This is a genomic window from Pseudomonas sp., from assembly GCF_041601375.1.
GTDB lineage: Bacteria > Pseudomonadota > Gammaproteobacteria > Pseudomonadales > Pseudomonadaceae > Aquipseudomonas.
The window spans coordinates 16,764-39,330 of the sequence record NZ_JBFIIG010000011.1; the positions used below are offsets into that span (position 1 = coordinate 16,764).

Genomic DNA, 22,567 nt, shown 5'->3' on the forward strand with positions numbered 1-22,567 from the left:
ACGGAGCGATAGATGGGCTCATGACCGGCTGGTGCCCAGCGGCAGCGGCAGCGGTTGCGTTGCGCCTTGCAACGAGGCGATCAGCGGGCAGACAACCTGGCCCTTGCCGGCTTGGCAGGCGCAGACAAGCTGAGACAACACCGCTTCGATGCGCACCAAGTCGGCCAGCTTCGCCCGCACGTCCGCCAGCTTGCGTTCGGCCAGGCGGCTGGCCTCTGCGCAGTGGGTGCCATCTTCCAGGCGTAGCAACTCGGCGATTTCATCCAGGCTGAAGCCCAGGCGCTGGGCGCTTTTCACGAAGCTCAGCCGCGCCACGTCCGCCTGTCCGTAGCGGCGGATGCCGCCAGGCGGGCGCTGCGGCTCAGGCAGCAGGCCCTTGCGTTGATAGAACCTAATGGTTTCCAGGTTGACCCCGGCGAGCCTGGCAAAGGCGCCGATGGTCAGGCTTGGTCGATGGCTCTGCATGGCGCTTGATTCCGTACATGACTACGGAAGTAACCTTAAACCATCGATCGACTACTCGAAAGGAGACCGACATGCCAGAACAGCCAAGCGCAGGCGCCCCTCTTGCCGCCGGGGGACTCGCTGCGATTCTCGCCTCGACCTGCTGCCTGGGGCCGCTGCTGTTGATCACGCTGGGATTCAGCGGGGCCTGGATCGGCAACCTGAGCGTGCTGGAGCCTTACCGCCCGCTCTTCATCGGCGCGGCACTGCTGGCGCTGTTCTTCGCCTGGCGACGGATCTTCCGTCCGGCGCGAGTCTGCACGGCCGGGGAGGCCTGTGCCATCCCTCGGGTACGCCGCGGCTACGAGCTGCTGTTCTGGGTGGTGCTGGCACTGGTGCTGGTCGCGCTTGTCTTTCCCTATGTTCTTCCCCTGTTTTACTGATCGGGAGTCCGCCATGAACAGTGTGTCCGCAATGGATTGTCGCCCCAGCCCCGAAGGGACAAGGCGCAGGGATGCGCCTTGGAAAAAGCTGTTCGCATCCATGGTCCTCGCCAGCCTGCTCTCTGCTCCAGCATGGGCCACCAGCCAGACTGTCACCCTGTCGGTACCGGGCATGACCTGTGCCGCTTGTCCGTTCACGGTCAAGAAGGCGCTGACCAGGGTCGAGGGCGTGAGCAAGGTCGAGGTCAGTTTCGAAGCTAGGCAGGTGCTGGTCACCTTCGATGACAGCAAGACCAGTGCGCAAGCCCTGACCCGTGCCAGCGAAAACGCGGGCTACCCGGCTTCATTCGAGGAGTGAGCATGAGTAACCCCAATAGGCAATTGATGATCGGCCGGAGCGACCAGGCGCTGGACGGCCCAAGTGTCGCGGCGCGGCGGGCGGGCGGCGAGCAACCGCTGCACATCGCCGTCATCGGCAGCGGCGGGGCGGCCATGGCGGCGGCGCTCAAGGCCGTCGAGCGCGGCGCACGGGTCAGCCTGATCGAACGTGGCAGCCTCGGCGGCACCTGCGTCAACGTCGGCTGCATACCGTCGAAAATCATGATCCGCGCCGCCCAAGTGGCGCATATCCGGCGCCAGAGTCCGTTCGATGGCGGCTTGTCCGCCGCGACCCCGGCCGTATTGCGCGCACGCCTGCTGGCGCAGCAGCAAGGCCTGGTGGACGAACTGCGCCATGCCAAATACGAGGGCATCCTGCAGCGCACCCCGGCCATCAGCGTGCTGCGCGGTGAGGGACGCTTCCATGACGGGCAACATCTGGTAGTAGCGCTGAGCGAGGGCGGCGAGCGCATGCTGGCGTTCGATCGCTGCCTGGTTGCCAGCGGTGCCAGCCCGGCCGTGCCGCCGATTGCCGGTCTCGAGGACACGCCGTACTGGACCTCCAGCACGGCACTGGTGAGCGACAGCATTCCCAAACGCCTGGCGGTGATCGGTTCCTCGGTGATCGCGGTCGAACTGGCGCAAGCGTTTGCCCGGCTGGGCAGCACGGTGACGATCCTGGCGCGCCACACGCTGTTGTTCCGCGAAGACCCGGCCATCGGCGCAGCGCTCGGCGCCGTCTTCCGTGCCGAGGGCATCGAAGTGCTGGAGCAGACACAGGCGAGCGCCGTGACCTACGCCGCCGGCGAGTTCGTCCTGAGCACCCATCACGGCGAACTGCGTGCCGACCAGCTGCTGGTCGCCAGCGGACGCACAGCCAACACCCAGGGCATGAACCTGGAGGGCGTCGGCGTGCGCCTGGACGAGCGCGGCGCCATCCAGATCGACCCCGGCATGCGCAGCAGCGCAGCGACTATCTATGCGGCCGGCGACTGCACCGACCAGCCGCAGTTCGTCTATGTGGCGGCGGCCGCCGGCAGCCGTGCGGCGATCAACATGACCGGGGGCAACGCCAGCCTCGACCTGAGCTGCATGCCGGCGGTGCTGTTCACCGACCCGCAGGTGGCCACCGTCGGCTACAGTGAGGCGCAGGCGCAGCAGGCCGGAATCGACACCGACAGCCGCACGCTCAGCCTGGATAACGTGCCGAGGGCGCTGGTCAACTTCGATACGCGCGGCTTCATCAAGCTGGTCGCCGAGGCTGGCACGGGCCGCCTGCTGGGCGTGCAGGCGCTGGCGCCGGAGGCCGGCGAACTGATCCAGAGCGCAGCGCTGGCCATTCGCGCACGGATGACGGTGCAGGAGTTGGCCGACCAGCTGTTCCCGTATCTGACCATGGTCGAGGGCCTGAAGCTCGCCGCGCAGACCTTCGACAAGGATGTGAGGCGGCTGTCCTGTTGCGCCGGCTAAGCGTTACGGGCATTGCATTTCCCCACCCGGCACAAGGAGTTCGACCGATGACGACAGATAGAGCAGGTCTCTGGCATGAGGATCCGCGCGCCTGGCGCTTTGTCTTCATGCGCTACCTGGTCGTCTTCGCGCCCCTCAGCCTGCTCTGGGAAATCGCCCAACTGCCGCTCTATACCCTGTGGACCCAGGCCTCGCCCGCATCCATCGCCTACGCCGTCATCCACTGCACGCTGGGGGACATGCTGATTGCTGTCCTGGCCCTGCTCGCCGCGCTGCTCGTCACCCGTGCCGGTCCGCTCGAGCGCTGGCGCTGGGGGCGGGTAGGGGCCGTCGCGCTCGGTTTCGGGCTCGTGTATACGGCGTTCAGCGAGTGGTTCAACACGGCGGTGCGGATGAGTTGGGCCTACTCCGACTGGATGCCGCTGACGCCGATCATTGCCCTCGGCGTCTCGCCGCTGCTGCAATGGCTGCTGCTGCCAACAGTCGCGCTGGCCTGGGCCCGGGCTGCTGCGCGCAAGGCAAACCAGGTTTGACCCCGGAGTTCCAGGGTCTATCTTCAGCGAATTCCCTCTGGACCGAGACGAATGGGAGCTGCCAATGAAATTCATCAGCTACATCCCAACGCTGGGCATGGCCGTGAGCCTGCTTATGGCCACGGCGGCCGCGCTTGCGGCCGGGCCCAGCTACCGGCTCGCGGTCGACGGGCTGGCCTGCCCCTTCTGCGCCTATGGCATCGAGAAGAAGCTGAGCGCCCTTGCCGGCGTGGAACGCCTCGAGACCGACATCGAGGACGGCAGTGTGATCATCACCATGCAGGACGGCGCGACCCTCGATGAAGCCGCGGCGCAACAGGCAGTAAAAGCCGCCGGCTTTAGCCTGCGCACCTTCGAGCAGGTGCCGCCTGGTGCGCCGGAGGGGCAATGACATGCATCGCGTGCTGAAACTGGCCATGGCCAGCCTGAGTCTGACGGCGGCCGCCGCATGGAGCGCACCTATCACCTTCAACACGGCGCTGCCGGTACATGAAGGCGGTTACGTGTGGCGCGAGCAGTTTATCTTCATGCAGAGCGCCGACGATCCCACCCCAGCCAGACGCGACATGCAAGTGACGGGGTTGGTGTCGGTGCTGGGCTATGGCGTAACCGCCGACTTCGCGCTGTTCGGCATGCTGCCCTGGTTCGACAAGCGTCTGCACAGGCGCATGGGCGGGCAGGGTCTCAGCCGGAGCCAGTCGGGGGTGGGCGATCTCACCGTGCTGGGCCGCTACACCGCCTACCAGCACGACGCGCCGGGACGGACCTTGCGCATCGCGCCGTTCCTCGGGGTGAAGGCGCCGACCGGCGAGGATGACGCCCGTGATGGCCTGGGCCGCCTGCCGCCGGCGCTGCAGCCGGGTTCCGGTTCCTGGGATGCGCTCGGCGGCGCGGTGCTCACCTACCAGACCCTGGACTTTCAAATCGACAGCCAGGTGAGTTACCAGGCCAACCGCGAAGCCAACGGCTTTCAGGCCGGCAACCACTGGCAGGTCGACGGCTCGCTGCAGTATCGCCTGCTGCCACGTCGCCTGAGTGCCGGCGTTCCGGCCTTCCTCTATGGCGTGCTCGAAACCAGGCTGCTGCACGCGGCCAAGGATCGCGTCGGCGGTAGCGCCGATGCGAACTCGGGAGGCACCACGCTGTTCATTACCCCCGGACTGCAATACGTGACAAAAAAATGGATCATCGAGGCCGGCGTGCAGATCCCCATGCATCAGCGCCTCAACGGCAGCGCACTGGAAACCGAGTACCTGTTCACCAGCGGCTTTCGCGTCAACTTCTAAGGGGAGCCGCCATGCAGCGCGCTGCTGCGCTCAAGCTGGGCCGCAATGCCGTCATCATCCTGCTGCTCGTCGGCCTGTCCGGCTGGCTGGCCTTCGTGCCCTCGGCCGAGGAACCGCCCTATGAGTTCGTCGGCGCCTGGGGTGAGCCGGGCAGCGCACCCGGGCAGTTCAACGACCCGACCGGCATCGCCGTGGCCGGTGACGAGGTGTTCGTTGCCGACGCGCGCAACGGGCGTATCCAGGTCTTCGATTTCGACGGTGGCTTCAAACGCCAGTTCGGCTCGCCCGGCAGTGGCGCCGGGCAACTCGGCCGGCCGATGAACCTGACGCTGCATGCCGGCGAACTCTATGTAGCCGAATACCTCAACGACCGTATCCAGGTGTTCGGCCCGGACGGCACGTCCAGGCGCATCATCGGCCGCCCGGGCAGTGGCCCCGGCGAGTTCGATTCTCCCGGCGGCGTGGCGGTCGCGGCCGATGGCAAACTGTGGGTCGCCGACGTCTACAACCAGCGCATTCAGCAACTGGAGGCCGATGGCCGCTTCGTCCGGCAGAAAGGCGCGACCGGCAAGATCGGCATCGGCGCCGCTGAGTTCAACTATCCCACTGCCGTGGCGATCGGCCCGGAGGGAGCAGTGTATGTTGCCGACGGCTACAACGACCGCATACAGCAATTCGACGGCCAAGGAGTGTTCATGCGCAAATGGGGTGGTCCCTTTGCCGCCAACATCTTCGGTCCCTTCAACGGCTGGTTCGCGACCGTGACCGGGGTGGCTGTCGATCGACAGGGCAACCTGTTCGCCGCCGACTTCTACAACCACCGGATCCAGAAATTCTCCGCGGACGGACGCTTTCTCACCCGCTTCGGCAGCAAAGGCCATGGTCCAGGCCAGTTCGAGCATGCCATCGCGCTTGCCGCAGCGGACGACGGTACGCTGTTCGCGGTCGATTTTGGCAATAGCCGCATACACAGGTGGCGGCCGGCAAGGCCTTGACCGTGGTGCCCAGCAGCCTGTCGGAGGTTGGCGGAGCAGAGTCCGCGGCCTGTCAGGGGCGGACCCGGCTGCCATAGACCAGAGGGTTGCCGAGTAACCCGGCAAGGCGTGCTACCTGCCAGCTATGGCCGGCGGCATCAGGCTCTGCGCCGAACCAAGCCCTCGTTGCGAGGGAGATGTCGGCGTTGCCGACATTCCCCCGAGGCTTGATAACGCACAGCGCACGCCATCAGTGAGGACCGTAGAGCGCCCGGTCCCTCAGAATGCCGCGTTGCGACTGTTCGCTCCGCTGCGTCTGCTGCTCGCGTTCGGGACCGGCGGCGGTGGGCTGCTCCTCGACCATCTGCACAAAGCGCTCGCCGGAGTCCTGGCTGGAGCGATTCTTGGCGAGCGATTCGCGCCGCAGGAAAAAGTCCGCCAGCCGGTCGCTGCCGCTTTCGGCCAGCAACAGCTGCGCGCCGTCACGAGGCAAAGGCCCGCTCACTTCGTCAGCCTGCACCATAGCCCCCGCAGCACCCATCATCACTACGGCCAGGGCCGTCATACCCAGTATCGATTTCATGGCGTCATCCTCCACAGATGCGTTACCCATAGTTAGATATCCGGTGAGGCGCTTTATTACAGGTGCTGTGTCGCCCGCAATGCATTTTTATCAACCATTGGTCGGAACGCTTCGCCGCAGTAGGTGGGCGTTTTTTCACCACCTCTCAAAGCCACCGCAGCACCCGGGGTGCGCCGCGCCGCCGTTGCCAGCAGCGGCTCAGCACCAGCAGCAACAGGGACAGCGGCAGCAGCCAGACGAACAGGCCGACGAAGGCGCCGAGCCCCGGAGTGCCCAACACCAGCAGCAGGCTGGGGGCGCAACAGGCGCCGCCGGCGAGCAGCGCCGGCCACAATCCGGCGCTCGAGGCGGCGCCCTGGGACAGCGAACACTGGGCGTTGGCATGTAGCGCCAGGGCGCCGTGCAGATTGAGCGCCAGCAGGAGCGCCAGCAACCCGGCCAGGGCCAGATTGGCCGGGCTTATCAGCAGCACCAGCACGCCCAGTTCGAGCATGGCCACGGCCTCGAAGTGCCAAGGCCCGCGGCGCATCAATAGGCGCTGCCATTGCCAGTCCAGGGCCTGCCAGTTCCAGCCGACCCGACCAATGTCCAGATCGCCGATGGCGTACAGGTAGAGCAGGGCGTAGAGCACTGCGAGCGCGATGATCGGCAGCCGGCTAGGACTCGTGCGAACCATCGAGCAGCACCGTTTCTGGGTAGAAGGCGTACCAGGCGAACCACATGGCGTCGAAGGCGTTGAGTGGCTCCAGGCCTTCGAGTTCGGCAGCCTGGGGCCCCGTGGCGGTAAAGCGCAGGTTGGCCGGATCCAGTTTGATCGGCGTGGCGGAGCGGTAGACCCAGCCGGTATCCAGTTGCTCGTCCCGGATGATCAGGAAGTGCTCGTCACCATGGCGGTAGCGCAGTACAGCCTGTTCGCGCAGGTGCGCCCTGTCGACGGCGATGGCCACCCGCTCGCTGCGAAAACCGAGGATCATCCGCTTGGCCGGCAGGCGGCTGTCCTGGTGCATGACCGGAAACATCACGCCGGGGTCGGCATAGTAGCCCTGCAGCGGCAGGTAGCTGCCGTAGGGGTCGCGGTTGTAGTTGCGCAGGGCGCCGGTTGCCCGGGTCAGTACCCGGGTCTGCGGATGGCGTGCCTGCCATCTGGCCCAGGTGGTCCAGACCACCCGCACTTCCTCCAGGCTGCGGCCCTTGGCCGGGCCGTCGATGGCCACGCCGGCGATCTGCGACCAATGGCTGTCGCTGGCGCGGTCGTACATCACCACGTTGCTGTTGAGCAGCTTGCCGGAAACGCCGAGGCTGGTGGCGCCGCGTTTGAAACCGACGGCGGTGGCGGTGAGCGGGCAGTAGGTGATGCTCAAGCCATCCGCGCCCAGGCGGTCGTTGACGATCTCGTGCCAGACCAGGATGCGCTGCGGGTAGGCGCGTGCCTGGCCCTGGTGGAAGACGCCGAAGACGATGTCCTGGGGGGCGAGAAAATCATTCGCGCTTGCCGCGTCGCTGAAGCGCGGGTTGTCGATGGCCGGAATGCCGTCCTTGCCGGGGCCGCCGGACAGCATCGCGTTTGCATAGGCCTCGTGACTGGCCGACAGCAGGCGGGCCGGCCCCTCAGGCGGTACGGCCAGGGCCGCACCGCTGATGCACAGACACAGCGCCAAGGCCTGGCAAAGGGTGTGTTGGCTGCTTCGCATGGGCTTCTCCGTCTAGCAATCGGCCAGCAAGGTCGCCAGTTCGCCCGCGCTGTCGAGTCTGGCCAGGTCATCGAAGCCGCCAACATGCCGTGCGCCGATGAAGATCTGTGGCACCGTGCGCCTTCCGCTCTTGTCGATCATCGCGCGCAGGGCCTGGGGATCCAGATCGACCCTGATCCTGCTCAGTGGGCCGGCGTTACGGCGTGCCAGCAACTGCTCGGCCATGCGGCAATAAGGGCAGTGTTGGCTGGTGTAGAGGGTGATCTGATGCATGGCGCTACCTCTCGAATAACCGGGTATGGACGCTACCTTTGCCTAAGATGAATGCGACTGCGCTTTGTTACAGCCCGAGGAAAGGGCGCAGGTTCAAGGCGGCGAACAGCATGAGGATGAGTACGCCGCCCGTGAATGCCTTCCTGCGCCGCGCGACCAGGTTGGCGCCTAGCTGGATGTGGGCATGGACCGCTGATTTTTTTGCCTTATTTTGAACTTTCAGTCCGTAAATGAGCGGCATAACCAGGAGCTCCCCATGAACAACGTTGTGGCCTTCGACATCTATGGCACCCTGATCGATACCCAGGCCGTGCTTGCCAGGCTGACCGAGCTGCTCGGCGACAAGGCTCCGGCCGTCTCGCGCTCATGGCGACAGAAGCAGCTGGAGTACAGCTTTCGCCGGGGCTTGATGCGCGACTATTGCGATTTCTCGGTGTGTACCCGGCAAGCCCTGATGTTTGCCTGTCGCGAGCACGCGGTGGCGATCGGCGAAGAAGCGATCGAACTGGCCATGCAGGCTTATGCCGACCTCGATGCCTTCCCCGATGTGCTGGCCGGCTTGCAAGCCCTACGCAGTCGCGGCACGCGCTTGTATGCCTTCTCCAATGGCAGCCGCGCGGCCGTGGAGCGACTGCTGAAACGGGCCGCAATTCGCGACTGTTTCGAGGCGGTGGTGAGCGTCGAGGACGTGCGCTCGTTCAAGCCCGATCCACAGGTCTATGCCCATCTGGTGCGCAGCTGCGGCGTGCCGGCCGCCCGGGTGTATCTGGTCTCGGCTAATCCATTCGATATTCTCGGCGCCGCCCATGCCGGCCTGCGCACCGCCTGGTTGCGCCGCGACCCTGGCACACCGTTCGACCCTTGGGGGGTTGAACCGGAGATCACGCTCGAGAGTTTGCGCGACATTGCCTGCCGCTTGCCTGCCGGCGATTAGTGCCTGGCGTTGCCCAACCGCCGTAACGAATGCTCGCTGCCAGAGGCAGGACATCGCCTATGAAGTGAGCCGCTTCGGCATCGACGAGCTCGATCGGGCCATCGCCGACGAAGCCGCCATCTATCCGACCATGGCCTAAGCCAACAAGTACGTGGCCGGCGAGTGGAAGCGCACCCATACCCCGCTGGCGGTGCTGCGTTGGGTCGCGCGTTGCCACCAGTGGCGCTTGGGCGGCGCGGAGGCCCCTGCGGCGCAATCGCTCAAGGCCAGCGAGAGGCTGTGGTGAACGCCGAGTTCGACCTGCTTCGCCGGTGTCGGGCATGCCCGTCTGGGGACTGTGCCAGTGGCGCAACAAGCCGTGACCGATGCGCAAGCCCTGGCCGGCGCTGACATCACCGGCAGCGGGGCGAGCAAGCGAGTTGCCTGGCTCGCTGATCATCTTCGCCGCCAGTTTGCTGCTGATTGCCTATCGCGACGAGGATCGATTGGCGTTCGATAGAGCTTGAGCTGTAACAAATCCGCGAGTGGCCTACTCTGAAAGGGTCAGCAACAGTTGTACTGGCATTGGTAGAACACCAAGCGTCCACCCCGTGGGGTGGCGCATCGCCTACGCAGAGGGGGTACCCAATGCGCCCGTTCCAACTCAGGCTACTCAGCCTGGCCGTTGCCGCAGCCATCAGCCAGTCGGCTCTGGCCAGTCAGCAATCCGAGGCCCAGGGCTTCATCGAAGACAGCAGTTTCAACCTGCTAAACCGTGTCTTCTACTTCAACCGTGACTTTCGCAATGGTGGCTTCAACGGCGCCGGCACCAACGCCAGCAAGCCTGGCCAGGAGAACGGTTATCGCGAGGAGGCTGCCTACGGTGTCATGGGCTTCTACGAATCCGGCTTCACCCAGGGGACCGTGGGTTTCGGGGTCGATGCCTATGGCTTTCTCGGCATCCGCCTGGACAGCGGCGGCGGTCGTACCGGCACCTTTCTGGTCCCGGTCGGCAGTGATGGCGAGCCCGAGAAGGACTGGAGCGAGGCGGGCGGGGTGGTCAAGCTGCGCTGGTCGAATACCGTGCTCAAGTATGGCGAGCAGCAGTTCGGCAATCCGGTGGTCGGCACCGGCGATGCCCGTCTGTTGCCGGAGACCGCCACCGGCTTCGTCCTCACCAGCGAGGAGATCGACAGCCTGGCCCTGGACGCCGGTCATTTCACGGCGATGAACAAGTTCGACAGCACCAACTCCGACGACGAATTGCTGATCCAGTATGCCGGCGATGTCGGCGATTCCATCAGTTGGGCCGGGGGCTTCTACACTCCGACGGATAACCTGACCCTGGGCCTGTACGCTTCCCGCGTCGAGGATACCTGGGACCGCTACTACACCAATCTCGGCTACACCTTCGACCTGGGCGAGGAGCGGTCGCTGAATGTCGACCTCAACCTCTATCGCACCGACGATGAAGGCAAGCGCCTGGCCGGCGAGATCGACAATACCGACTGGTCGTTGGCCGGCAAGTACAGCGCCGGCGCCCACGCCCTGACCCTGGCCTTCCAGCGGATCGATGACGAGGCCGGTTTCGACTACATCGGCTTCAACGGCATCTACCTGGCCAACTCGGTGCAGTACTCCGACTTCAACTCGCCGGGCGAGGAGTCCTGGCAACTGCGTTATGACCTGGATATGGCCAGCTATGGCGTGCAGGGCCTGACCCTGATGGCGCGCTATATCCGCGGCAGCGGGATCGACAGCTCGAACACCGATCCTGACAGTGCATTTGCCGGTGCCGATGGCAGGCATTGGGAACGCGACCTGGAGGCCCAATACGTGGTGCAACAGGGCCCGGCCAAGGATCTGTCATTGCGCGTTCGGCAAGCGACGCATCGCGGTACCTCCGACCAGATCGACGGTGACGTGGATGAGGTGCGCTTTATCGTCGAGTACCCGTTGAGTGTTTTGTAAAAATCCACTCATGTGAAGTACAGGGGTTGCTCCTTTCCTCCCCGACCTTGGGGCTGTATCTGCGATACAGCCTCATTTTTATTTCGTGTCGATCCAGCGCTGTGCGGGCTGGCGCTGTAACAAGCGTGTTGGTTTTTTATCTAGCTAGTAAGTAACATTTTTTAGCCAAGTGCTTTGATCGGCGTTGCTCTGCCCCTTTGCTGCGCAGGGCGACCCACTCCATGAACAGCTCCATGAACAGAGGTTATCCATGCACGAATCGGTACAGAACTACTACGGCAAGGTCCTGCAGAACAGCGGCGACCTGAAGACCAGCGCCTGCTGCGATCTCTCCAGCATGCCGGCCTGGCTCAAGCCGCTGCTGGCCAATGTGCACCCGGAAGTCAGCGCGCGTTATTACGGCTGCGGCCTGGTCGCGCCGGCGCTGCTGGAAGGCTGCCGGGTGCTGGATCTGGGCAGTGGTTCCGGGCGTGACTGCTATGTGCTGGCGCAGTTGGTCGGCGCGCAGGGTTCGGTGCTGGGGGTGGACATGACCGCCGAGCAGCTGGCGGTGGCCAATGCCCACCTGGACTACCACGCCGAACGTTTCGGCTATGCCAATGTGACCTTCCGTCACGGCTATATCGAGGACCTGGCGGCGCTGGAGCTGGCCGACGCCAGCTTCGATGTGATCGTCTCCAACTGCGTGATCAACCTGTCGCCGGACAAGGACAGCGTGCTGCGCGAGGCCCATCGCCTGCTCAAGCCGGGCGGCGAACTGTATTTCTCCGATGTCTACGCCGACCGCCGGCTGGCCGAAGAGCTGCGTCAGGACGAAGTGCTGTACGGCGAATGCCTGGGCGGTGCGCTGTACTGGAACGATTTCGAGCACCTGGCGCGCCGGCATGGTTTCAGCGATCCGCGTCTGGTCGAAGATCAGCCGATCGGAATCACCGACCCGGCCCTGGCCGACAAGCTCGGCGATGCGCGGTTCTTCTCCGCCACCTACCGGTTGTTCAAACTGGAGGGCCTGGAACCGGCCTGCGAGGATTACGGCCAGGCGGTGATCTACCGGGGCAGCATCCCGGGCGCGGCCACGGCCTTCGTGCTGGACAAGCACCACCGCCTCGAGACCGGGCGGGTGTTCCCGGTGTGCGGCAATACCTGGCACATGCTCAAGGACAGCCGCTTCGCCGCGCACTTCCAGTTTATCGGCGATTTCAGCCGCCACTTCGGCCTGTTCGAGGGCTGTGGCGGCGGCTTGCCGTTCGACGCGCAGGGCGCGGTTTCGTCTCCAGCCAGTTGCTGCTAGGGAAGCGACATCAGATGATCCGTCGTACCCTTATCGCGCTCATTGCATGCGGGTGAACAGGATCTGATGCTCTTCGCCCTTGTCCAGGATGGCATCGCCATGATTGTCACGGCAGCAATCCGCTCGATGACATCGGCCGCGAATTGTAGCTTGGGTCGGGCCGCGTAGGTCGGGCCGCGTAGGCTGAGCTCCGCGAAACCTAGGCGGCCGGCCCAAGCTACAAAATCTCATATTCTCGGCCAGGCTATTGGCAGCCTGGGCGGCAAGGCAGCGGGAGCCCGCCGGTCAGACGCGGAACTGATCCATCAGGGTTTGTTGCTGGTTGGCCAGGCTGTTGAGGTTCTGGCTGACCTGGGCCGACTCGTTGGCTTGCCCGGCCATGGTTGCGGTGACGTCGCGAATCGAGGCGACGTTGCGGTTGATCTCTTCGGCCACCGAACTCTGCTGCTCGGCAGCGCTGGCGATTTGCAGGTTCATGTCGGTGATCACGCTCACCGCCTGGCTGATCCGCTGCAGCACGGCCACCGCTTGCCCGACCTGGTCGACACTGCCCTGGGCCTGGTGGTGGCTGCTCTGCATGGTACTGACCACCTCGCGGGTGCCCTTTTGCAGGCCTTCGATGACCTGGCGAACTTCCTCGACCGAGTCCTGGGTGCGTTTGGCCAGGTTGCGCACTTCATCGGCAACTACCGCGAAGCCGCGTCCGGCCTCGCCAGCACGGGCCGCTTCGATGGCGGCGTTGAGTGCCAGCAGGTTGGTCTGTTCGGCAATCGAGCGGATAACTTCGAGCACCGAGCCGATCTGCTCGCTGCTGTTGGCCAGGCCTTCGACTTCCTGCATGGCCACGTTCATCTCGTTGGCCAGCAGTTCGATGCTCGCGGTGGTCTTGCCGATCACCCCGAGGCCCTCGCGGCTGGCCTGGTCGGCGCTGCGGGCGGCGTCGGCGGCTTGCGCGGCGTTGTGCGCGACGTCATGGGCGGTGGCGCTCATTTCCTGGAAGGCGGTGGCCACCTGGTCGACCTCGCGGAACTGCTGCTGCATGCCGGCGCTGGTCTGGCTGGCGATGGCGGCGGACTGGTCGGCGGTGCCGCGGGCGTCCTGCACGCTGCGTTTGACCTCGGCGATGATCGGCTGCAGCTTGTCGAGAAAGCGATTGAACCAGCCCGCCAGCTCGCCCAGTTCGTCCTGCCCGGGGTAGTCGAGGCGGCGAGTCAGGTCGCCTTCGCCGCTGGCGATGCCTTTGAGCATGGCGGCGACAGCGAGGATCGGCCTGGTCACCCCGCGAGCGGTCAGCCACATCAGCAGCAAGCCGAGGAGCATGGCCAGCAGGCCGATGCTCAGCGCCACTGCGCTGTCGCCGGTGCGTTGCTGATCCAGTTCTCGCTCCAGTTGCAGGGCCGGTGCGAGCAGTTCCTGCTCGGGCACTTCGAGCAATACGCTCCAGGGCTTGGCCTCGGGAATCGGCTTGAACGGCTGTAGCACGCGGAGCATCTCGCCGTGCTGCAATTCGGCGACTTGGCCGCTGGCGATCAAGGGCCGCAACTCGCCGGCGTGCTCGTTGTAAGCCTTCTCGACCGGGCTGCTGAGCAGGCTGGCAGCGCGGCTGTGGCCGGCCAGCAATGCCGCCGGGCTGAAGATGCTGACATGGCCGGCACCGCCATAGAGTTCGCGATTGGCTTGGACACTCAGCTGTTGCAGGCTGTCCAGGCTGATGTCGAGACCGACCACGCCGATCACCTTGCCGTCCAGTTCGAGCGGGAAGGCGATGCTGGTCATCAGCACCTGCTGGCCGCCGACTTCGTCGTAGTAGGGCTCCAGCACGCAGGTCGTGCCGCTGTCGCGTGGGCAGGTGTACCAGGCGTTGTAAGGGTCGCCACTGGGGCCGGTCTTGGTGTCGTTGAGCATCTCTTCGCTCATCGTTTCCGACTCCAGTTGACCCGGCTTGGGTTGCGACCAGTACAGCGAGAAGCGTCCCTGGTCGTTGCTGCCGAGTTCGGATTGTTCGGCGAACAGTTCGTCCTTGCCGTCCAGCGCGTTGGGTTCGAACACCATATACAGGCCGAGCAACGAGGGGTTGGCCTCCAGGCTGCTGCGCGCTTGCCGGGTCAGGTCTTCGCGCAGGTCGAAGGCATCGAGAAAGCGTTTCTCCGCCTGGTCGCGCAGGAACAGGATCTGCCGGGAAAAGCCTTTGCCGTACTGATAAGTGTCCATGAAATAGCGCTGGATGCGGATCGCCTGTAGCTCGCCACGGGCCTGCAGGCGCAGCTTGGCGCTGTCGGCCAGCATGCTGCTGCTGGAGGCGCGTACCAGCTCGGCGCTACGGGTGGCTTGATAGAGCGAGGCACCGACCAGCAGCGTCACGATCGCGAGCAGGCACAGGCCGGCAAGCAGGGTGATTTTCCACTGGATCGAAAGACGGCTGAACGGCATGAGCGCTCCTTATTCTGTTGTTCTACGAATTGGCTATCGGCGCGGGCGTGGTTTTCTTGATCGAACCAGTGGCGTCGCGGCGAACTTATTGCGGCCTGCTAGGGCTGTTGGCACAGTGGCTGGACGGGATTATGCACGTCGCGATCAATATTTCGTACGTGATATTTTTGACAGCGCGCGGGGCTTTCGGCAGAGTACGCGGCTTTTTTCGGGGCGCAGCTAGCGTCGGTTTGCAACCCGCCGCTCCTGCGCCTGGTTCACAACTTGCGCCCGTTATTCGGTCTTTCCCGCAGAGCTTCTTTGGAGCGTTCATGAATGCAGTAATCGCAGCGGTCGGCATCATGCTGATCCTCAGCCTGTGCCGCGTGCACGTGGTGGTCGCGCTGATCGTCGGCGCCCTGGCCGGGGGTGTGCTCGGCGGCTTGGGTCTGGAAGGTTCGCTGGCGGCGTTCAATCGGGGCCTGGGCGGCGGCGCCACGGTGGCATTGTCCTATGCCTTGCTCGGCGCCTTTGCCGTGGCCATCGCCAAGTCCGGCCTAGCCCACGCGCTGGCCGACAAGGCCCTGGTGCTGGTCGGCAAACAGGATGCACAGGGAGGAGGGTTGCTCAAGTGGCTGTTGATCGCCTTGCTGCTGGCAGTGGCGATTGCTTCGCAGAACGTGCTGCCGATCCACATCGCCTTCATTCCGCTACTGGTGCCGCCGTTGCTCTATGTGTTGAGCAGGCTGCAACTGGATCGCCGGCTGATCGCCTGCGTGCTGACCTTCGGCCTGATCACGCCCTACATGTTCCTGCCGGTCGGCTTTGGCGGCATCTTCCTCAATGAAATCCTGCTGGCCAATGTGGCCAAGGCCGGGGTGGATGTCACGGGCATCAGCATCACCAAGGCCATGGCGATTCCGGTGTTGGGCATGCTGCTCGGCCTGTTGGTAGCGGTGCTGTTCAGCTACCGCAAGAAGCGCGTCTATGACCTGGCGAAGATCGCGCAGACCGAGCGCATCGATGTGGCCTATAACCCGTTGAGCCTGCTGGTGGCCGGTGTGGCGATTGCTGCGGCATTCATCGTGCAGTTGTGGCTGGACTCGATGATCATCGGCGCCCTGGTCGGCTTCGTGATCTTCTCGGTGTCCGGGGTGGTGCGTTGGAAAGAGGCCGATGGGCTGTTCACCGAAGGCATGAAGATGATGGCGATGATCGGCTTCATCATGATCGCCGCCGCCGGTTTCGCCGAAGTGATGAAGGCCACCGGCGAGGTCAAGACCCTGGTCGACAGTGCGGCCGAGCTGGTGGGGCAGGACAGGGCCGTAGGCGCACTGCTGATGCTGCTGGTCGGCCTGCTGGTGACCATGGGCATCGGCTCGTCGTTCTCCACCGTGCCGATCATCGCGGCGATATTCGTGCCGCTGGGCGTGCAGCTGGGTTTCAGCCCCTTGGCCATCGTCTGCATCGTCGGTACTGCCGGCGCCCTGGGCGATGCCGGTTCGCCGGCCTCGGACTCGACCCTCGGGCCGACCGCGGGGCTGAATGTCGACGGCCAGCACAATCACATCTGGGACAGCGTGGTGCCGACCTTCCTGCACTACAACCTGCCGCTGCTGGTGTTCGGCTGGGGTGCGGCGATGGTGCTGTAAGCGGAGGCCTATCAGCCGAGGCTGGCCGCGCCGAGCATCGCCAGCAGCGGCTGCGGGTAGACGCCGAGTACGAACGCCAGCAGGGCGACGATCAGCAGCATGACGCCGCCGGCCCGCTGGCCCCAGTTGTACGGGGCATCGTGGCGGCGCAGGTTGGGTTCGACCATGAACAGGGTGACCATCACCCGCAGGTAATAGAACACCCCGATCGCGCTGCCCAGCACCAGCGCGCCGAGCAGCCACCAGAGTTCGGCCTGCACGCCCACGGCGATGATGTAGAACTTGCCGATGAAGCCCGCGGTCAGCGGAATGCCCGCCAGCGACAGCATCATCACCGTGAGCACCGCGGTCAGGTAGGGCCGCCGCCAGAACAGCCCGCGGTATTCGTAGAGCGCATCGCAGTCGCGGCCGTTGTAGGGCGTGGACATCAGGGTGACCACGCCGAAGGCGCCGAGCACGGTCAGTACGTAGGTGGCCAGGTAGACGCCGACCGCTTCGACCGCCAGGCCCTCGCTGGCGATCAGGGCGACCAGCAGATAACCGAAGTGGGCGATCGAGGAGTAGCCGAGCAGGCGCTTGAGGTTGTTTTGCAAGAGGGCCAGCAGGTTGCCGAAGAGGATCGAGGCGACCGCGATCAGCGCCAGCAGATGATGCAGCTCCGGGCTCGCGGCGGCGGGCGACAGCTGGAACAGGCGCAGCAGCACGGCGAACACCGCCACCTTGCTGGCGGTGGCGAGAAAGGCCGCGACCGGTGCCGGCGCGCCCTCGTAGACATCCGGCGTCCACAGGTGGAAGGGCACCAGCGACAGCTTGAACGCCAGGGCGGCCAGCAGCATGGCCATGCCCAACTGCACCAGTGGGCCAGGCTGCGCGGTCGGGGCCAGGATGGCGCCGATCCCGGCAAAGCTCAGGCTGCCGGCATCGGCATACAGCAGGGCCATGCCGAACAGCAGGAATGCGCTGCCTGCGGCCGACAGCACCATGTACTTGAGGCCAGCCTCCAGCGAGCGCCGGTTGAAGAAGGCATAGGCGACCAGCCCGTAGGTCGGCAGCGAGAGCAGTTCCAGGCCGATGAACAGCCCGGCCAGGTGCTGCGCACTGACCAGCACCAGGCCACCGGCGGCGGCCAGCAGCATCAGCAGGTAGAGTTCTTCGCGGTTGCCCGGGTAACCCTTGGCCTGCTTTTCGCCGAGGTAGGCGTGGGCCAGGGTGATGCAGGCCAGGGTGGCGACCAGGATCAGGGCCATATAAAAGCAGGCGAAGCGATCGACCATCAGCAACGCGGTGACCGGCAGCGGCGTCACCTGCAGCGCGGGGATCAGGGACAGCAAGGCCAGGTTGAGGCCGATCACCGCGAGCAGAAAGCTCTGGGTGTGGCTGCGCCGCCAGGCGATTCCGAGCATCACCAGCACGGCGGTGGCGCTGGTGACCAGCAGCGGCAGCAGGGCGATGAAGTGATGCAGAGTCAGGTCCATGTGCGCTACCGGGCCGAAAGTAGTTGAGAGAAGGCCGTGGCCAGCCATTGCTGAACGCCGTGCATGCTCGCCGCCGAGGTGTCCAGCACCGGCTGCGGATAGACCCCGAGTAGCAGCAGCAAGCCGATCAGGCCGAGCATCATGCTCAACTCGCGACCATCCAGCCCCGGCAGTGGCCCTTCGGCCTTGGCCGGGCCGTAGAACGCGCGCTGAATCATGATCAGCGCATACACCGAGGCGAGCACCAGGCCGCCGGCGGCGATCACGGTGATCGATGGGGCGACCTTGAAGGTGCCGAGCAGGATCAGGAATTCGCCGACGAAGTTGCCGGTGCCGGGCAGACCCAGAGAGGCGGCAGCGAAGAACAGCATCACCCCCGGCAGGTAATTCAGGCGTCCCCACAGGCCGCCCATCTCGCGCAGGTCACGGGTGTGCAGGCGCTCGTAGAGCTGGCCGCAGAGGATGAACAGCGCGGCGGCGGACAGACCGTGGGCGAGCATCTGGATCACCACGCCTTGCAGCGCCAGCTGCGTGCCGGCATAGATACCGATCAGCACGAAGCCCATGTGCGACACGCTGGTGTAGGCGATCAGGCGCTTGATGTCGGTCTGGGCGAAGGCCAGCAGGGCGCCGTAGACGATGCCCAGCACGCCGAAGCCCATGGCGATCGGGGCGAACTCGGCCGAGGCATTGGGGAACAGCGGCACGGCGAAGCGCAGCAGGCCGTAGGCCGCGGTTTTCAGCAGGATCCCGGCCAGGTCCACCGAACCGGCGGTCGGTGCCTGGGCGTGGGCATCCGGCAGCCAGGAATGCAGCGGCACCATCGGCAGCTTGACGGCGAAGGCGATGAAGAAACCGAGCATCAGGGTGTATTCGACCGCCGGGTCGAGTTTGGTCTGCAGCAGCAGGGCGTAGTCGAAGGTCAGCACGCCGCTGGCGTGGAAGTTGGCGAATACCAGGCCGAGAATCGCCACCAGCATGATCAGGCCGCTGGCCTGGGTGTAGATGAAGAACTTGGTCGCCGCGTTGATCCGCGAGGTCTTGCCGTCCGCCGCGCTGTGACCCCACAGGGCGATGAGGAAGTACATCGGCACCAGCATCATTTCCCAGAAGAAGAAGAACAGGAACAGGTCCAGGGCCAGGAACACGCCGATCACGCCGCCGAGAATCCACATCAGGTTGAGGTGGAAGAAACCGACCCGCTGCTGGATTTCCCGCCAGGAACAGAGCACCGACAGCACCCCGAGCAGGCCGGTGAGCAGGATCATCAGCAGCGACAGGCCATCCAGCGCCAGGTGCAGGCTGATGCCGAAGCGCGTGATCCACGGCTGTTTGAACTCCAGCGCCCAGGCCGGTTCGCTGCCGGCGCTCGGCGCCAACTGAAAGTCGCCCTGCTGCCACAGCCACAGGCTGATCAGCAGCACCAGGCCCATGGTCAGCAGCGCCAGCCAGCGTGGCAGGGTGCTGCTGTGGCGCTCGGCGAGCCAGCAGAGCAGGCCGCCGATAAAGGGAATCAAGACCAGCCAGGGCAGAATCACGCGGTCACGCTCCTTGGTTCCATGATCAGAGCACTTTCAACAGGCCGAGCAGCAACACCGTGCCACCGGCCAGACTCAACGCATACCAGCGCAACTGGCCGGTCTGGCTGCGGCTGAGCAGCAGATGCAGAACCCGCGCCAGACGTGGCAACAGGCCGATGCTGCGGTCGAACGGATCACGCCGCAGCAGCCGGCAGAGCCACAGGTAGGGTTTGACGAACAACCGGTCGTAGAGCCAGTCGAAGCCCCAGGCGGCGAACCACCAGGTGCAGAAGAAGCGCCCCGGGGCACTGGCGGCGAGACGCCGGACCAGCTCGCGCCGACCGAGAAACAGCAGGGCGGCGATGCCGATGCCGAGCACCGCGATGAAGCCGGAGAACAGCTCCAGGTTGTGTTTGCCCGCGCCACCGGCATGGCCGACGCTGTCTGGCAGCACCCCGGCCAGGGGCGGCTCGATCAGCGCGCCGACGAAGGTCGACAACAGCATCAACAGCGTCAGCGGCAGCCAGTAGGCGATGCCCTTGCCCGCGTGGGCCTGGGTCTGCTGCGGGCCGTGGAAGACGATGAAAATCAGGCGGAAGCTGTACAGCGAGGTCAGCACCGCACCGACCAGTCCGGCCAGCAGCAGCAGCTGATTACCGCTGGCCAGCGCCTCCCAGAGGATTTCATCCTTGGAGTAGAAGCCGGCCGTGACCAGGGGCAGGGCGGCCAGTGCCGAGCCGCCGACCAGAAAGCACAGGTAGGCCAGCGGCAGCGGTTTGCGCAGCCCGCCCATCCTGAAGATGTTCTGCTCGTGGTGGCAGGCGACTATCACCGCGCCGGCGGTGAGGAACAGCAGGGCCTTGAAGAAGGCATGGGTCATCAGGTGGAAGATCGCCGCCTGCCAGGCGCCGACGCCGAGGGCGAGGAACATGTAGCCGATCTGGCTCATGGTCGAGTAGGCGAGGATGCGCTTGATGTCGGTCTGCACCAGGGCGGCGCAACCGGCCAGCAGCAGGGTCACGCCGCCGACCAGGCCGACCAGGCCCAGGGTCAGGGGCGTCAGGCTGAACAGCGCGTGGCAACGGGCGATCAGGTAGACCCCGGCGGTGACCATGGTCGCCGCGTGGATCAGCGCTGAGACTGGGGTCGGGCCGGCCATGGCGTCGGCCAGCCAGGTCTGCAACGGCAGTTGCGCCGACTTGCCCACCGCGCCGCCGAGCAGCAGCAGGGTCGCGGTGGTCAGCAGCGGATCGCCGCTGGCGAACTTCTGCGGCGCCAGCGCCAGCATGTCCTGGATATTCAGGGTACCGAAGGCATGGAACAGCACGAACAGACCCAGCACCATGAACACATCGCCGATGCGGGTGACGATGAACGCCTTGAGCGCCGCGCCGCCGTTGGCCGGGTTGCGGTAGTAGAAGCCGATCAACAGGTAGCTGCACAGGCCGACGCCCTCCCAGCCGAAATACAGCAGCAGCAGGTTATCGCCGAGCACCAGCAGCAGCATGCTGGCGATAAACAGGTTCATGTAGGCGAAGAACCGCGAATAGCCTTCCTCGCCACGCATGTACCAGGAAGCGAACAGGTGGATCAGAAAACCCACGCCAGTGACCACTCCGAGCATGGTCAGCGACAAACCATCCAGGTGCAGGGCGAAACTCGGGGTCAAGCCTTCTACCGCCAGCCACTGCCAGAGCACCTGCACATAGACGCCGTCGGCTGGCGGGGTCGCGATGAACCGCCAGCCGACCAGCAGGCCGACCAGGGCGGCGAGGCCCACCGAGCCGACGCCGATCAGCGCCGTCAGAGGTTCCGCGAAACGTCCGCGGGAGAAGGCCAGCAGGCAGAAACCCAGCAAGGGCAACAGCAGCGTCAGGTAGAGAAGGTTCATCCGTGCATCTCACTGGCAGCGTCGATGTCCAGGGTGCGAAAACGGCGGTACAGCTGCAGCAGTATGGCCAGACCGACGGCCGCTTCGGCGGCCGCCAGGGTGATCACCAGGATGAACATCACCTGGCCATCGGCTTGGGCCCAGCGACTGCCGGCGACGATAAAGGCCAGGCCCGCGGCGTTCATCATGATTTCCAGGCTCATCAGCACGAAGAGGATGTTGCGCCGCACCATCAGGCCGGCCAGGCCCAGGCAGAACAGCACGCCGGCGAGCGCCAGGCCGTGTTCCAGCGGGATCGACGCGATCATGATTTCGCCTCATAGCGGCCCAGGTGAAAGGCGACGACCAGCGCCGCCAGCAACAGCAGCGAGGCCAGTTCGACCACCAGCAGATAGGGGCCGAACAGGCTGATGCCGACGGCCTTGGCCTCCACCATCTGGGTGCCCAGCACGGCGCCGCTGGGCGTGCCGAACAGCACATAGAGCAATTCGCCGAGCAGCAACAGCGCCAGCAGCGCCGGCCCCATCCAGATGCCCGGGGTCAGCCAGCGGCGCTCCTGTTCGATGGCCGCCGGGCCGAGGTTGAGTATCATCACCACGAAGACGAACAGCACCATGATCGCCCCGGCATAGACGATGACCTCCAGGGCGGCGGCGAAAGGCGCACCGAGGGCGAAAAAGCACATCGCCACCGCCAGCAGCGAGATGATCAGGTAAAGCAGGGCGTGCATCGGGTTGAGATTGGTGATCACCCGCAGGGTGGCGAGCACCGCGATACCGGAGGCGAAATAGAAGGTGAACTCCATCAGCGGCTCCTCGGCATCATGGCAGTAACCCTTTGACGTTGACCGGCTCGGCCTCGTTCTGCGCCGCGCCCTTGGGCTTGCCGGCGATGGCCAGGCCGGCGACCCGGTAGAAGTTGTAGTCCGGGTTCTTGCCGGGGCCGGCGATCAACAGGTCGTCCTTTTCGTAGACCAGCTGCTGGCGATCGAACTCGGCCATCTCGAAGTCAGGGGTCAACTGGATGGCGTTGGTCGGACAGGCCTCCTCGCACAGGCCGCAGAAAATGCAGCGCGAAAAGTTGATGCGGAAGAACTCGGGATACCAGCGCCCATCGGCGCTCTCGGCCTTCTGCAGGGAGATGCAGGCCACCGGGCAGGCCACCGCGCAGAGGTTGCAGGCCACGCAGCGCTCCTCGCCGTCCGGGTCGCGGGTCAGCACGATGCGCCCGCGGTAACGCGGCGGCAGGTATACCGGCTCCTCGGGATACTGCAGGGTGTCGCGCTTGCGCCCGGCATGGGCAAAGATCAGCAGCAGGCTGCGCAACTGGCTGAAGGTGCCATGCAGGATATGTCCGATGTACTTGAACAT

24 protein-coding genes and 2 pseudogenes are annotated in these 22,567 nt (G+C 65.1%); 12 read left to right on the forward strand and 14 right to left on the reverse strand.

Annotation, left to right across the window (positions count from 1 at the left end; all coding sequences use genetic code 11):
* Positions 1-18: 18 nt before the first annotated feature.
* Positions 19-465: an Hg(II)-responsive transcriptional regulator gene (gene merR, locus ABZE94_RS03150; RefSeq protein ID WP_372874071.1), complete on the reverse strand. Its 447-nt coding sequence runs from the start codon at positions 463-465 to the stop codon at positions 19-21.
* Positions 466-536: 71 nt separating this feature from the next.
* Between merR and merT the strand changes: the two genes are divergently transcribed.
* The 7 genes and pseudogenes from merT (at position 537) to ABZE94_RS03185 (ending at position 5,549) form a co-directional block, all read left to right on the forward strand.
* Entirely contained in the window at positions 537-887 is a 351-nt protein-coding gene (gene merT, locus ABZE94_RS03155; protein WP_372874072.1) for a mercuric ion transporter MerT, read from the forward strand.
* Between the two features lie 100 nt (positions 888-987).
* Positions 988-1,245 (forward strand): mercury resistance system periplasmic binding protein MerP, encoded by a 258-nt coding sequence (merP, locus tag ABZE94_RS03160; RefSeq protein ID WP_372874073.1) that lies wholly within the window; start codon positions 988-990, stop codon positions 1,243-1,245.
* 86 nt (positions 1,246-1,331) lie between these two features.
* Positions 1,332-2,735 (forward strand): annotated as a pseudogene (merA, locus tag ABZE94_RS03165) (mercury(II) reductase); the annotation flags it as partial.
* Positions 2,736-2,782: 47 nt separating this feature from the next.
* Positions 2,783-3,268 (forward strand): hypothetical protein, encoded by a 486-nt coding sequence (locus tag ABZE94_RS03170; RefSeq protein WP_372874074.1) that lies wholly within the window; start codon positions 2,783-2,785, stop codon positions 3,266-3,268.
* 64 nt (positions 3,269-3,332) lie between these two features.
* Positions 3,333-3,659, forward strand: coding sequence for a heavy-metal-associated domain-containing protein (locus tag ABZE94_RS03175; protein WP_372874075.1), 327 nt, complete (start codon positions 3,333-3,335; stop codon positions 3,657-3,659).
* Position 3,660: 1 nt separating this feature from the next.
* Positions 3,661-4,554, forward strand: coding sequence for a transporter (locus tag ABZE94_RS03180; RefSeq protein WP_372874076.1), 894 nt, complete (start codon positions 3,661-3,663; stop codon positions 4,552-4,554).
* Between the two features lie 11 nt (positions 4,555-4,565).
* Positions 4,566-5,549 carry an NHL repeat-containing protein gene (locus tag ABZE94_RS03185; RefSeq protein WP_372874077.1) on the forward strand — a complete coding sequence of 328 codons (984 nt, stop codon included), beginning with the start codon at positions 4,566-4,568 and terminating at the stop codon, positions 5,547-5,549.
* A gap of 229 nt (positions 5,550-5,778) precedes the next feature.
* Here ABZE94_RS03185 and ABZE94_RS03190 read toward each other — a convergent pair whose 3' ends face one another.
* The 5 genes from ABZE94_RS03190 to ABZE94_RS03210 all read right to left on the reverse strand — a co-directional run bounded on the left by ABZE94_RS03190 (position 5,779) and on the right by ABZE94_RS03210 (position 8,316).
* Positions 5,779-6,111 carry a hypothetical protein gene (locus ABZE94_RS03190; RefSeq protein ID WP_372874078.1) on the reverse strand — a complete coding sequence of 111 codons (333 nt, stop codon included), beginning with the start codon at positions 6,109-6,111 and terminating at the stop codon, positions 5,779-5,781.
* A 145-nt stretch (positions 6,112-6,256) separates the two neighbouring features.
* Positions 6,257-6,787, reverse strand: coding sequence for a hypothetical protein (locus ABZE94_RS03195; protein WP_372874079.1), 531 nt, complete (start codon positions 6,785-6,787; stop codon positions 6,257-6,259).
* Positions 6,768-7,802: a DUF3179 domain-containing protein gene (locus ABZE94_RS03200; protein ID WP_372874080.1), complete on the reverse strand. Its 1,035-nt coding sequence runs from the start codon at positions 7,800-7,802 to the stop codon at positions 6,768-6,770. Before ABZE94_RS03200 ends, ABZE94_RS03195 begins: the two co-directional genes overlap by 20 nt.
* A 12-nt stretch (positions 7,803-7,814) precedes the next feature.
* Entirely contained in the window at positions 7,815-8,075 is a 261-nt protein-coding gene (gene grxC, locus ABZE94_RS03205; RefSeq protein ID WP_372874081.1) for a glutaredoxin 3, read from the reverse strand.
* Between the two features lie 67 nt (positions 8,076-8,142).
* On the reverse strand, positions 8,143-8,316 hold the full coding sequence (locus ABZE94_RS03210) for a hypothetical protein (protein WP_372874082.1): 174 nt from the start codon (positions 8,314-8,316) through the stop codon (positions 8,143-8,145).
* Between the two features lie 15 nt (positions 8,317-8,331).
* Between ABZE94_RS03210 and ABZE94_RS03215 the strand changes: the two genes are divergently transcribed.
* The 4 genes from ABZE94_RS03215 to ABZE94_RS03230 all read left to right on the forward strand — a co-directional run bounded on the left by ABZE94_RS03215 (position 8,332) and on the right by ABZE94_RS03230 (position 12,250).
* Complete coding sequence (locus tag ABZE94_RS03215) at positions 8,332-9,009, forward strand: haloacid dehalogenase type II (RefSeq protein WP_372874083.1); 678 nt, start codon at positions 8,332-8,334, stop codon at positions 9,007-9,009.
* A gap of 365 nt (positions 9,010-9,374) precedes the next feature.
* A complete protein-coding gene (locus ABZE94_RS03220) occupies positions 9,375-9,515 on the forward strand; it encodes a hypothetical protein (RefSeq protein ID WP_372874084.1) in 141 nt (46 codons plus the stop codon).
* A gap of 121 nt (positions 9,516-9,636) precedes the next feature.
* On the forward strand, positions 9,637-10,959 hold the full coding sequence (locus ABZE94_RS03225; protein ID WP_372874085.1) for an OprD family porin: 1,323 nt from the start codon (positions 9,637-9,639) through the stop codon (positions 10,957-10,959).
* 250 nt (positions 10,960-11,209) lie between these two features.
* Positions 11,210-12,250, forward strand: coding sequence for a methyltransferase domain-containing protein (locus ABZE94_RS03230; protein WP_372874086.1), 1,041 nt, complete (start codon positions 11,210-11,212; stop codon positions 12,248-12,250).
* A gap of 285 nt (positions 12,251-12,535) precedes the next feature.
* Here the strand turns inward: ABZE94_RS03230 and ABZE94_RS03235 are convergent, their stop codons facing one another.
* Together ABZE94_RS03235 and ABZE94_RS03240 are read right to left on the reverse strand one after the other, a co-directional pair.
* Complete coding sequence (locus ABZE94_RS03235) at positions 12,536-13,291, reverse strand: methyl-accepting chemotaxis protein (RefSeq protein ID WP_372874102.1); 756 nt, start codon at positions 13,289-13,291, stop codon at positions 12,536-12,538.
* Between the two features lie 102 nt (positions 13,292-13,393).
* Positions 13,394-14,680: pseudogene (locus tag ABZE94_RS03240) on the reverse strand (HAMP domain-containing protein); the annotation flags it as partial.
* A gap of 311 nt (positions 14,681-14,991) precedes the next feature.
* On the opposite strand from ABZE94_RS03240, the gene ABZE94_RS03245 reads away from it, so the two are divergent.
* Positions 14,992-16,311, forward strand: a complete 1,320-nt coding sequence (locus ABZE94_RS03245; protein ID WP_372874087.1) for a Na+/H+ antiporter family protein — start codon at positions 14,992-14,994, stop codon at positions 16,309-16,311.
* Between the two features lie 11 nt (positions 16,312-16,322).
* Here ABZE94_RS03245 and nuoN read toward each other — a convergent pair whose 3' ends face one another.
* The 6 genes from nuoN to nuoI are packed head-to-tail and all read right to left on the reverse strand — an operon-like array spanning position 16,323 to position 22,567.
* Positions 16,323-17,786 (reverse strand): NADH-quinone oxidoreductase subunit NuoN, encoded by a 1,464-nt coding sequence (gene nuoN, locus ABZE94_RS03250; RefSeq protein WP_372874088.1) that lies wholly within the window; start codon positions 17,784-17,786, stop codon positions 16,323-16,325.
* 5 nt (positions 17,787-17,791) lie between these two features.
* The gene (gene nuoM, locus ABZE94_RS03255) at positions 17,792-19,324 is read right to left on the reverse strand and encodes an NADH-quinone oxidoreductase subunit M (protein ID WP_372874089.1); all 1,533 of its coding nucleotides are present in this window, start codon (positions 19,322-19,324) and stop codon (positions 17,792-17,794) included.
* 25 nt (positions 19,325-19,349) lie between these two features.
* Positions 19,350-21,197, reverse strand: coding sequence for an NADH-quinone oxidoreductase subunit L (nuoL, locus tag ABZE94_RS03260; protein WP_372874090.1), 1,848 nt, complete (start codon positions 21,195-21,197; stop codon positions 19,350-19,352).
* The gene (gene nuoK, locus ABZE94_RS03265; RefSeq protein WP_372874103.1) at positions 21,194-21,502 is read right to left on the reverse strand and encodes an NADH-quinone oxidoreductase subunit NuoK; all 309 of its coding nucleotides are present in this window, start codon (positions 21,500-21,502) and stop codon (positions 21,194-21,196) included. The genes nuoL and nuoK overlap by 4 nt, the downstream gene beginning before the upstream one ends.
* On the reverse strand, positions 21,502-22,002 hold the full coding sequence (gene nuoJ, locus ABZE94_RS03270) for an NADH-quinone oxidoreductase subunit J (RefSeq protein ID WP_372874091.1): 501 nt from the start codon (positions 22,000-22,002) through the stop codon (positions 21,502-21,504). The genes nuoK and nuoJ overlap by 1 nt, the downstream gene beginning before the upstream one ends.
* Before the next feature lie 16 nt (positions 22,003-22,018).
* Positions 22,019-22,567 (reverse strand): NADH-quinone oxidoreductase subunit NuoI, encoded by a 549-nt coding sequence (gene nuoI, locus ABZE94_RS03275; RefSeq protein ID WP_372874092.1) that lies wholly within the window; start codon positions 22,565-22,567, stop codon positions 22,019-22,021.

What these genes read in the sequence shown, in the direction of transcription:
- merR (WP_372874071.1), bottom strand. Translation starts at nt 465, where the DNA reads ATGCAGAGCCATCGACCAAGCCTGACCATCGGCGCCTTTGCCAGGCTC.
- merT (WP_372874072.1), top strand. Translation starts at nt 537, where the DNA reads ATGCCAGAACAGCCAAGCGCAGGCGCCCCTCTTGCCGCCGGGGGACTC.
- merP (WP_372874073.1), top strand. Translation starts at nt 988, where the DNA reads ATGGTCCTCGCCAGCCTGCTCTCTGCTCCAGCATGGGCCACCAGCCAG.
- ABZE94_RS03170 (WP_372874074.1), top strand. Translation starts at nt 2,783, where the DNA reads ATGACGACAGATAGAGCAGGTCTCTGGCATGAGGATCCGCGCGCCTGG.
- ABZE94_RS03175 (WP_372874075.1), top strand. Translation starts at nt 3,333, where the DNA reads ATGAAATTCATCAGCTACATCCCAACGCTGGGCATGGCCGTGAGCCTG.
- ABZE94_RS03180 (WP_372874076.1), top strand. Translation starts at nt 3,661, where the DNA reads ATGCATCGCGTGCTGAAACTGGCCATGGCCAGCCTGAGTCTGACGGCG.
- ABZE94_RS03185 (WP_372874077.1), top strand. Translation starts at nt 4,566, where the DNA reads ATGCAGCGCGCTGCTGCGCTCAAGCTGGGCCGCAATGCCGTCATCATC.
- ABZE94_RS03190 (WP_372874078.1), bottom strand. Translation starts at nt 6,111, where the DNA reads ATGAAATCGATACTGGGTATGACGGCCCTGGCCGTAGTGATGATGGGT.
- ABZE94_RS03195 (WP_372874079.1), bottom strand. Translation starts at nt 6,787, where the DNA reads ATGGTTCGCACGAGTCCTAGCCGGCTGCCGATCATCGCGCTCGCAGTG.
- ABZE94_RS03200 (WP_372874080.1), bottom strand. Translation starts at nt 7,802, where the DNA reads ATGCGAAGCAGCCAACACACCCTTTGCCAGGCCTTGGCGCTGTGTCTG.
- grxC (WP_372874081.1), bottom strand. Translation starts at nt 8,075, where the DNA reads ATGCATCAGATCACCCTCTACACCAGCCAACACTGCCCTTATTGCCGC.
- ABZE94_RS03210 (WP_372874082.1), bottom strand. Translation starts at nt 8,316, where the DNA reads ATGCCGCTCATTTACGGACTGAAAGTTCAAAATAAGGCAAAAAAATCA.
- ABZE94_RS03215 (WP_372874083.1), top strand. Translation starts at nt 8,332, where the DNA reads ATGAACAACGTTGTGGCCTTCGACATCTATGGCACCCTGATCGATACC.
- ABZE94_RS03220 (WP_372874084.1), top strand. Translation starts at nt 9,375, where the DNA reads ATGCGCAAGCCCTGGCCGGCGCTGACATCACCGGCAGCGGGGCGAGCA.
- ABZE94_RS03225 (WP_372874085.1), top strand. Translation starts at nt 9,637, where the DNA reads ATGCGCCCGTTCCAACTCAGGCTACTCAGCCTGGCCGTTGCCGCAGCC.
- ABZE94_RS03230 (WP_372874086.1), top strand. Translation starts at nt 11,210, where the DNA reads ATGCACGAATCGGTACAGAACTACTACGGCAAGGTCCTGCAGAACAGC.
- ABZE94_RS03235 (WP_372874102.1), bottom strand. Translation starts at nt 13,291, where the DNA reads ATGCAGCAGCAGTTCCGCGAGGTCGACCAGGTGGCCACCGCCTTCCAG.
- ABZE94_RS03245 (WP_372874087.1), top strand. Translation starts at nt 14,992, where the DNA reads ATGAATGCAGTAATCGCAGCGGTCGGCATCATGCTGATCCTCAGCCTG.
- nuoN (WP_372874088.1), bottom strand. Translation starts at nt 17,786, where the DNA reads ATGGACCTGACTCTGCATCACTTCATCGCCCTGCTGCCGCTGCTGGTC.
- nuoL (WP_372874090.1), bottom strand. Translation starts at nt 21,197, where the DNA reads ATGAACCTTCTCTACCTGACGCTGCTGTTGCCCTTGCTGGGTTTCTGC.
- nuoJ (WP_372874091.1), bottom strand. Translation starts at nt 22,002, where the DNA reads ATGGAGTTCACCTTCTATTTCGCCTCCGGTATCGCGGTGCTCGCCACC.
- nuoI (WP_372874092.1), bottom strand. Translation starts at nt 22,567, where the DNA reads ATGTTCAAGTACATCGGACATATCCTGCATGGCACCTTCAGCCAGTTG.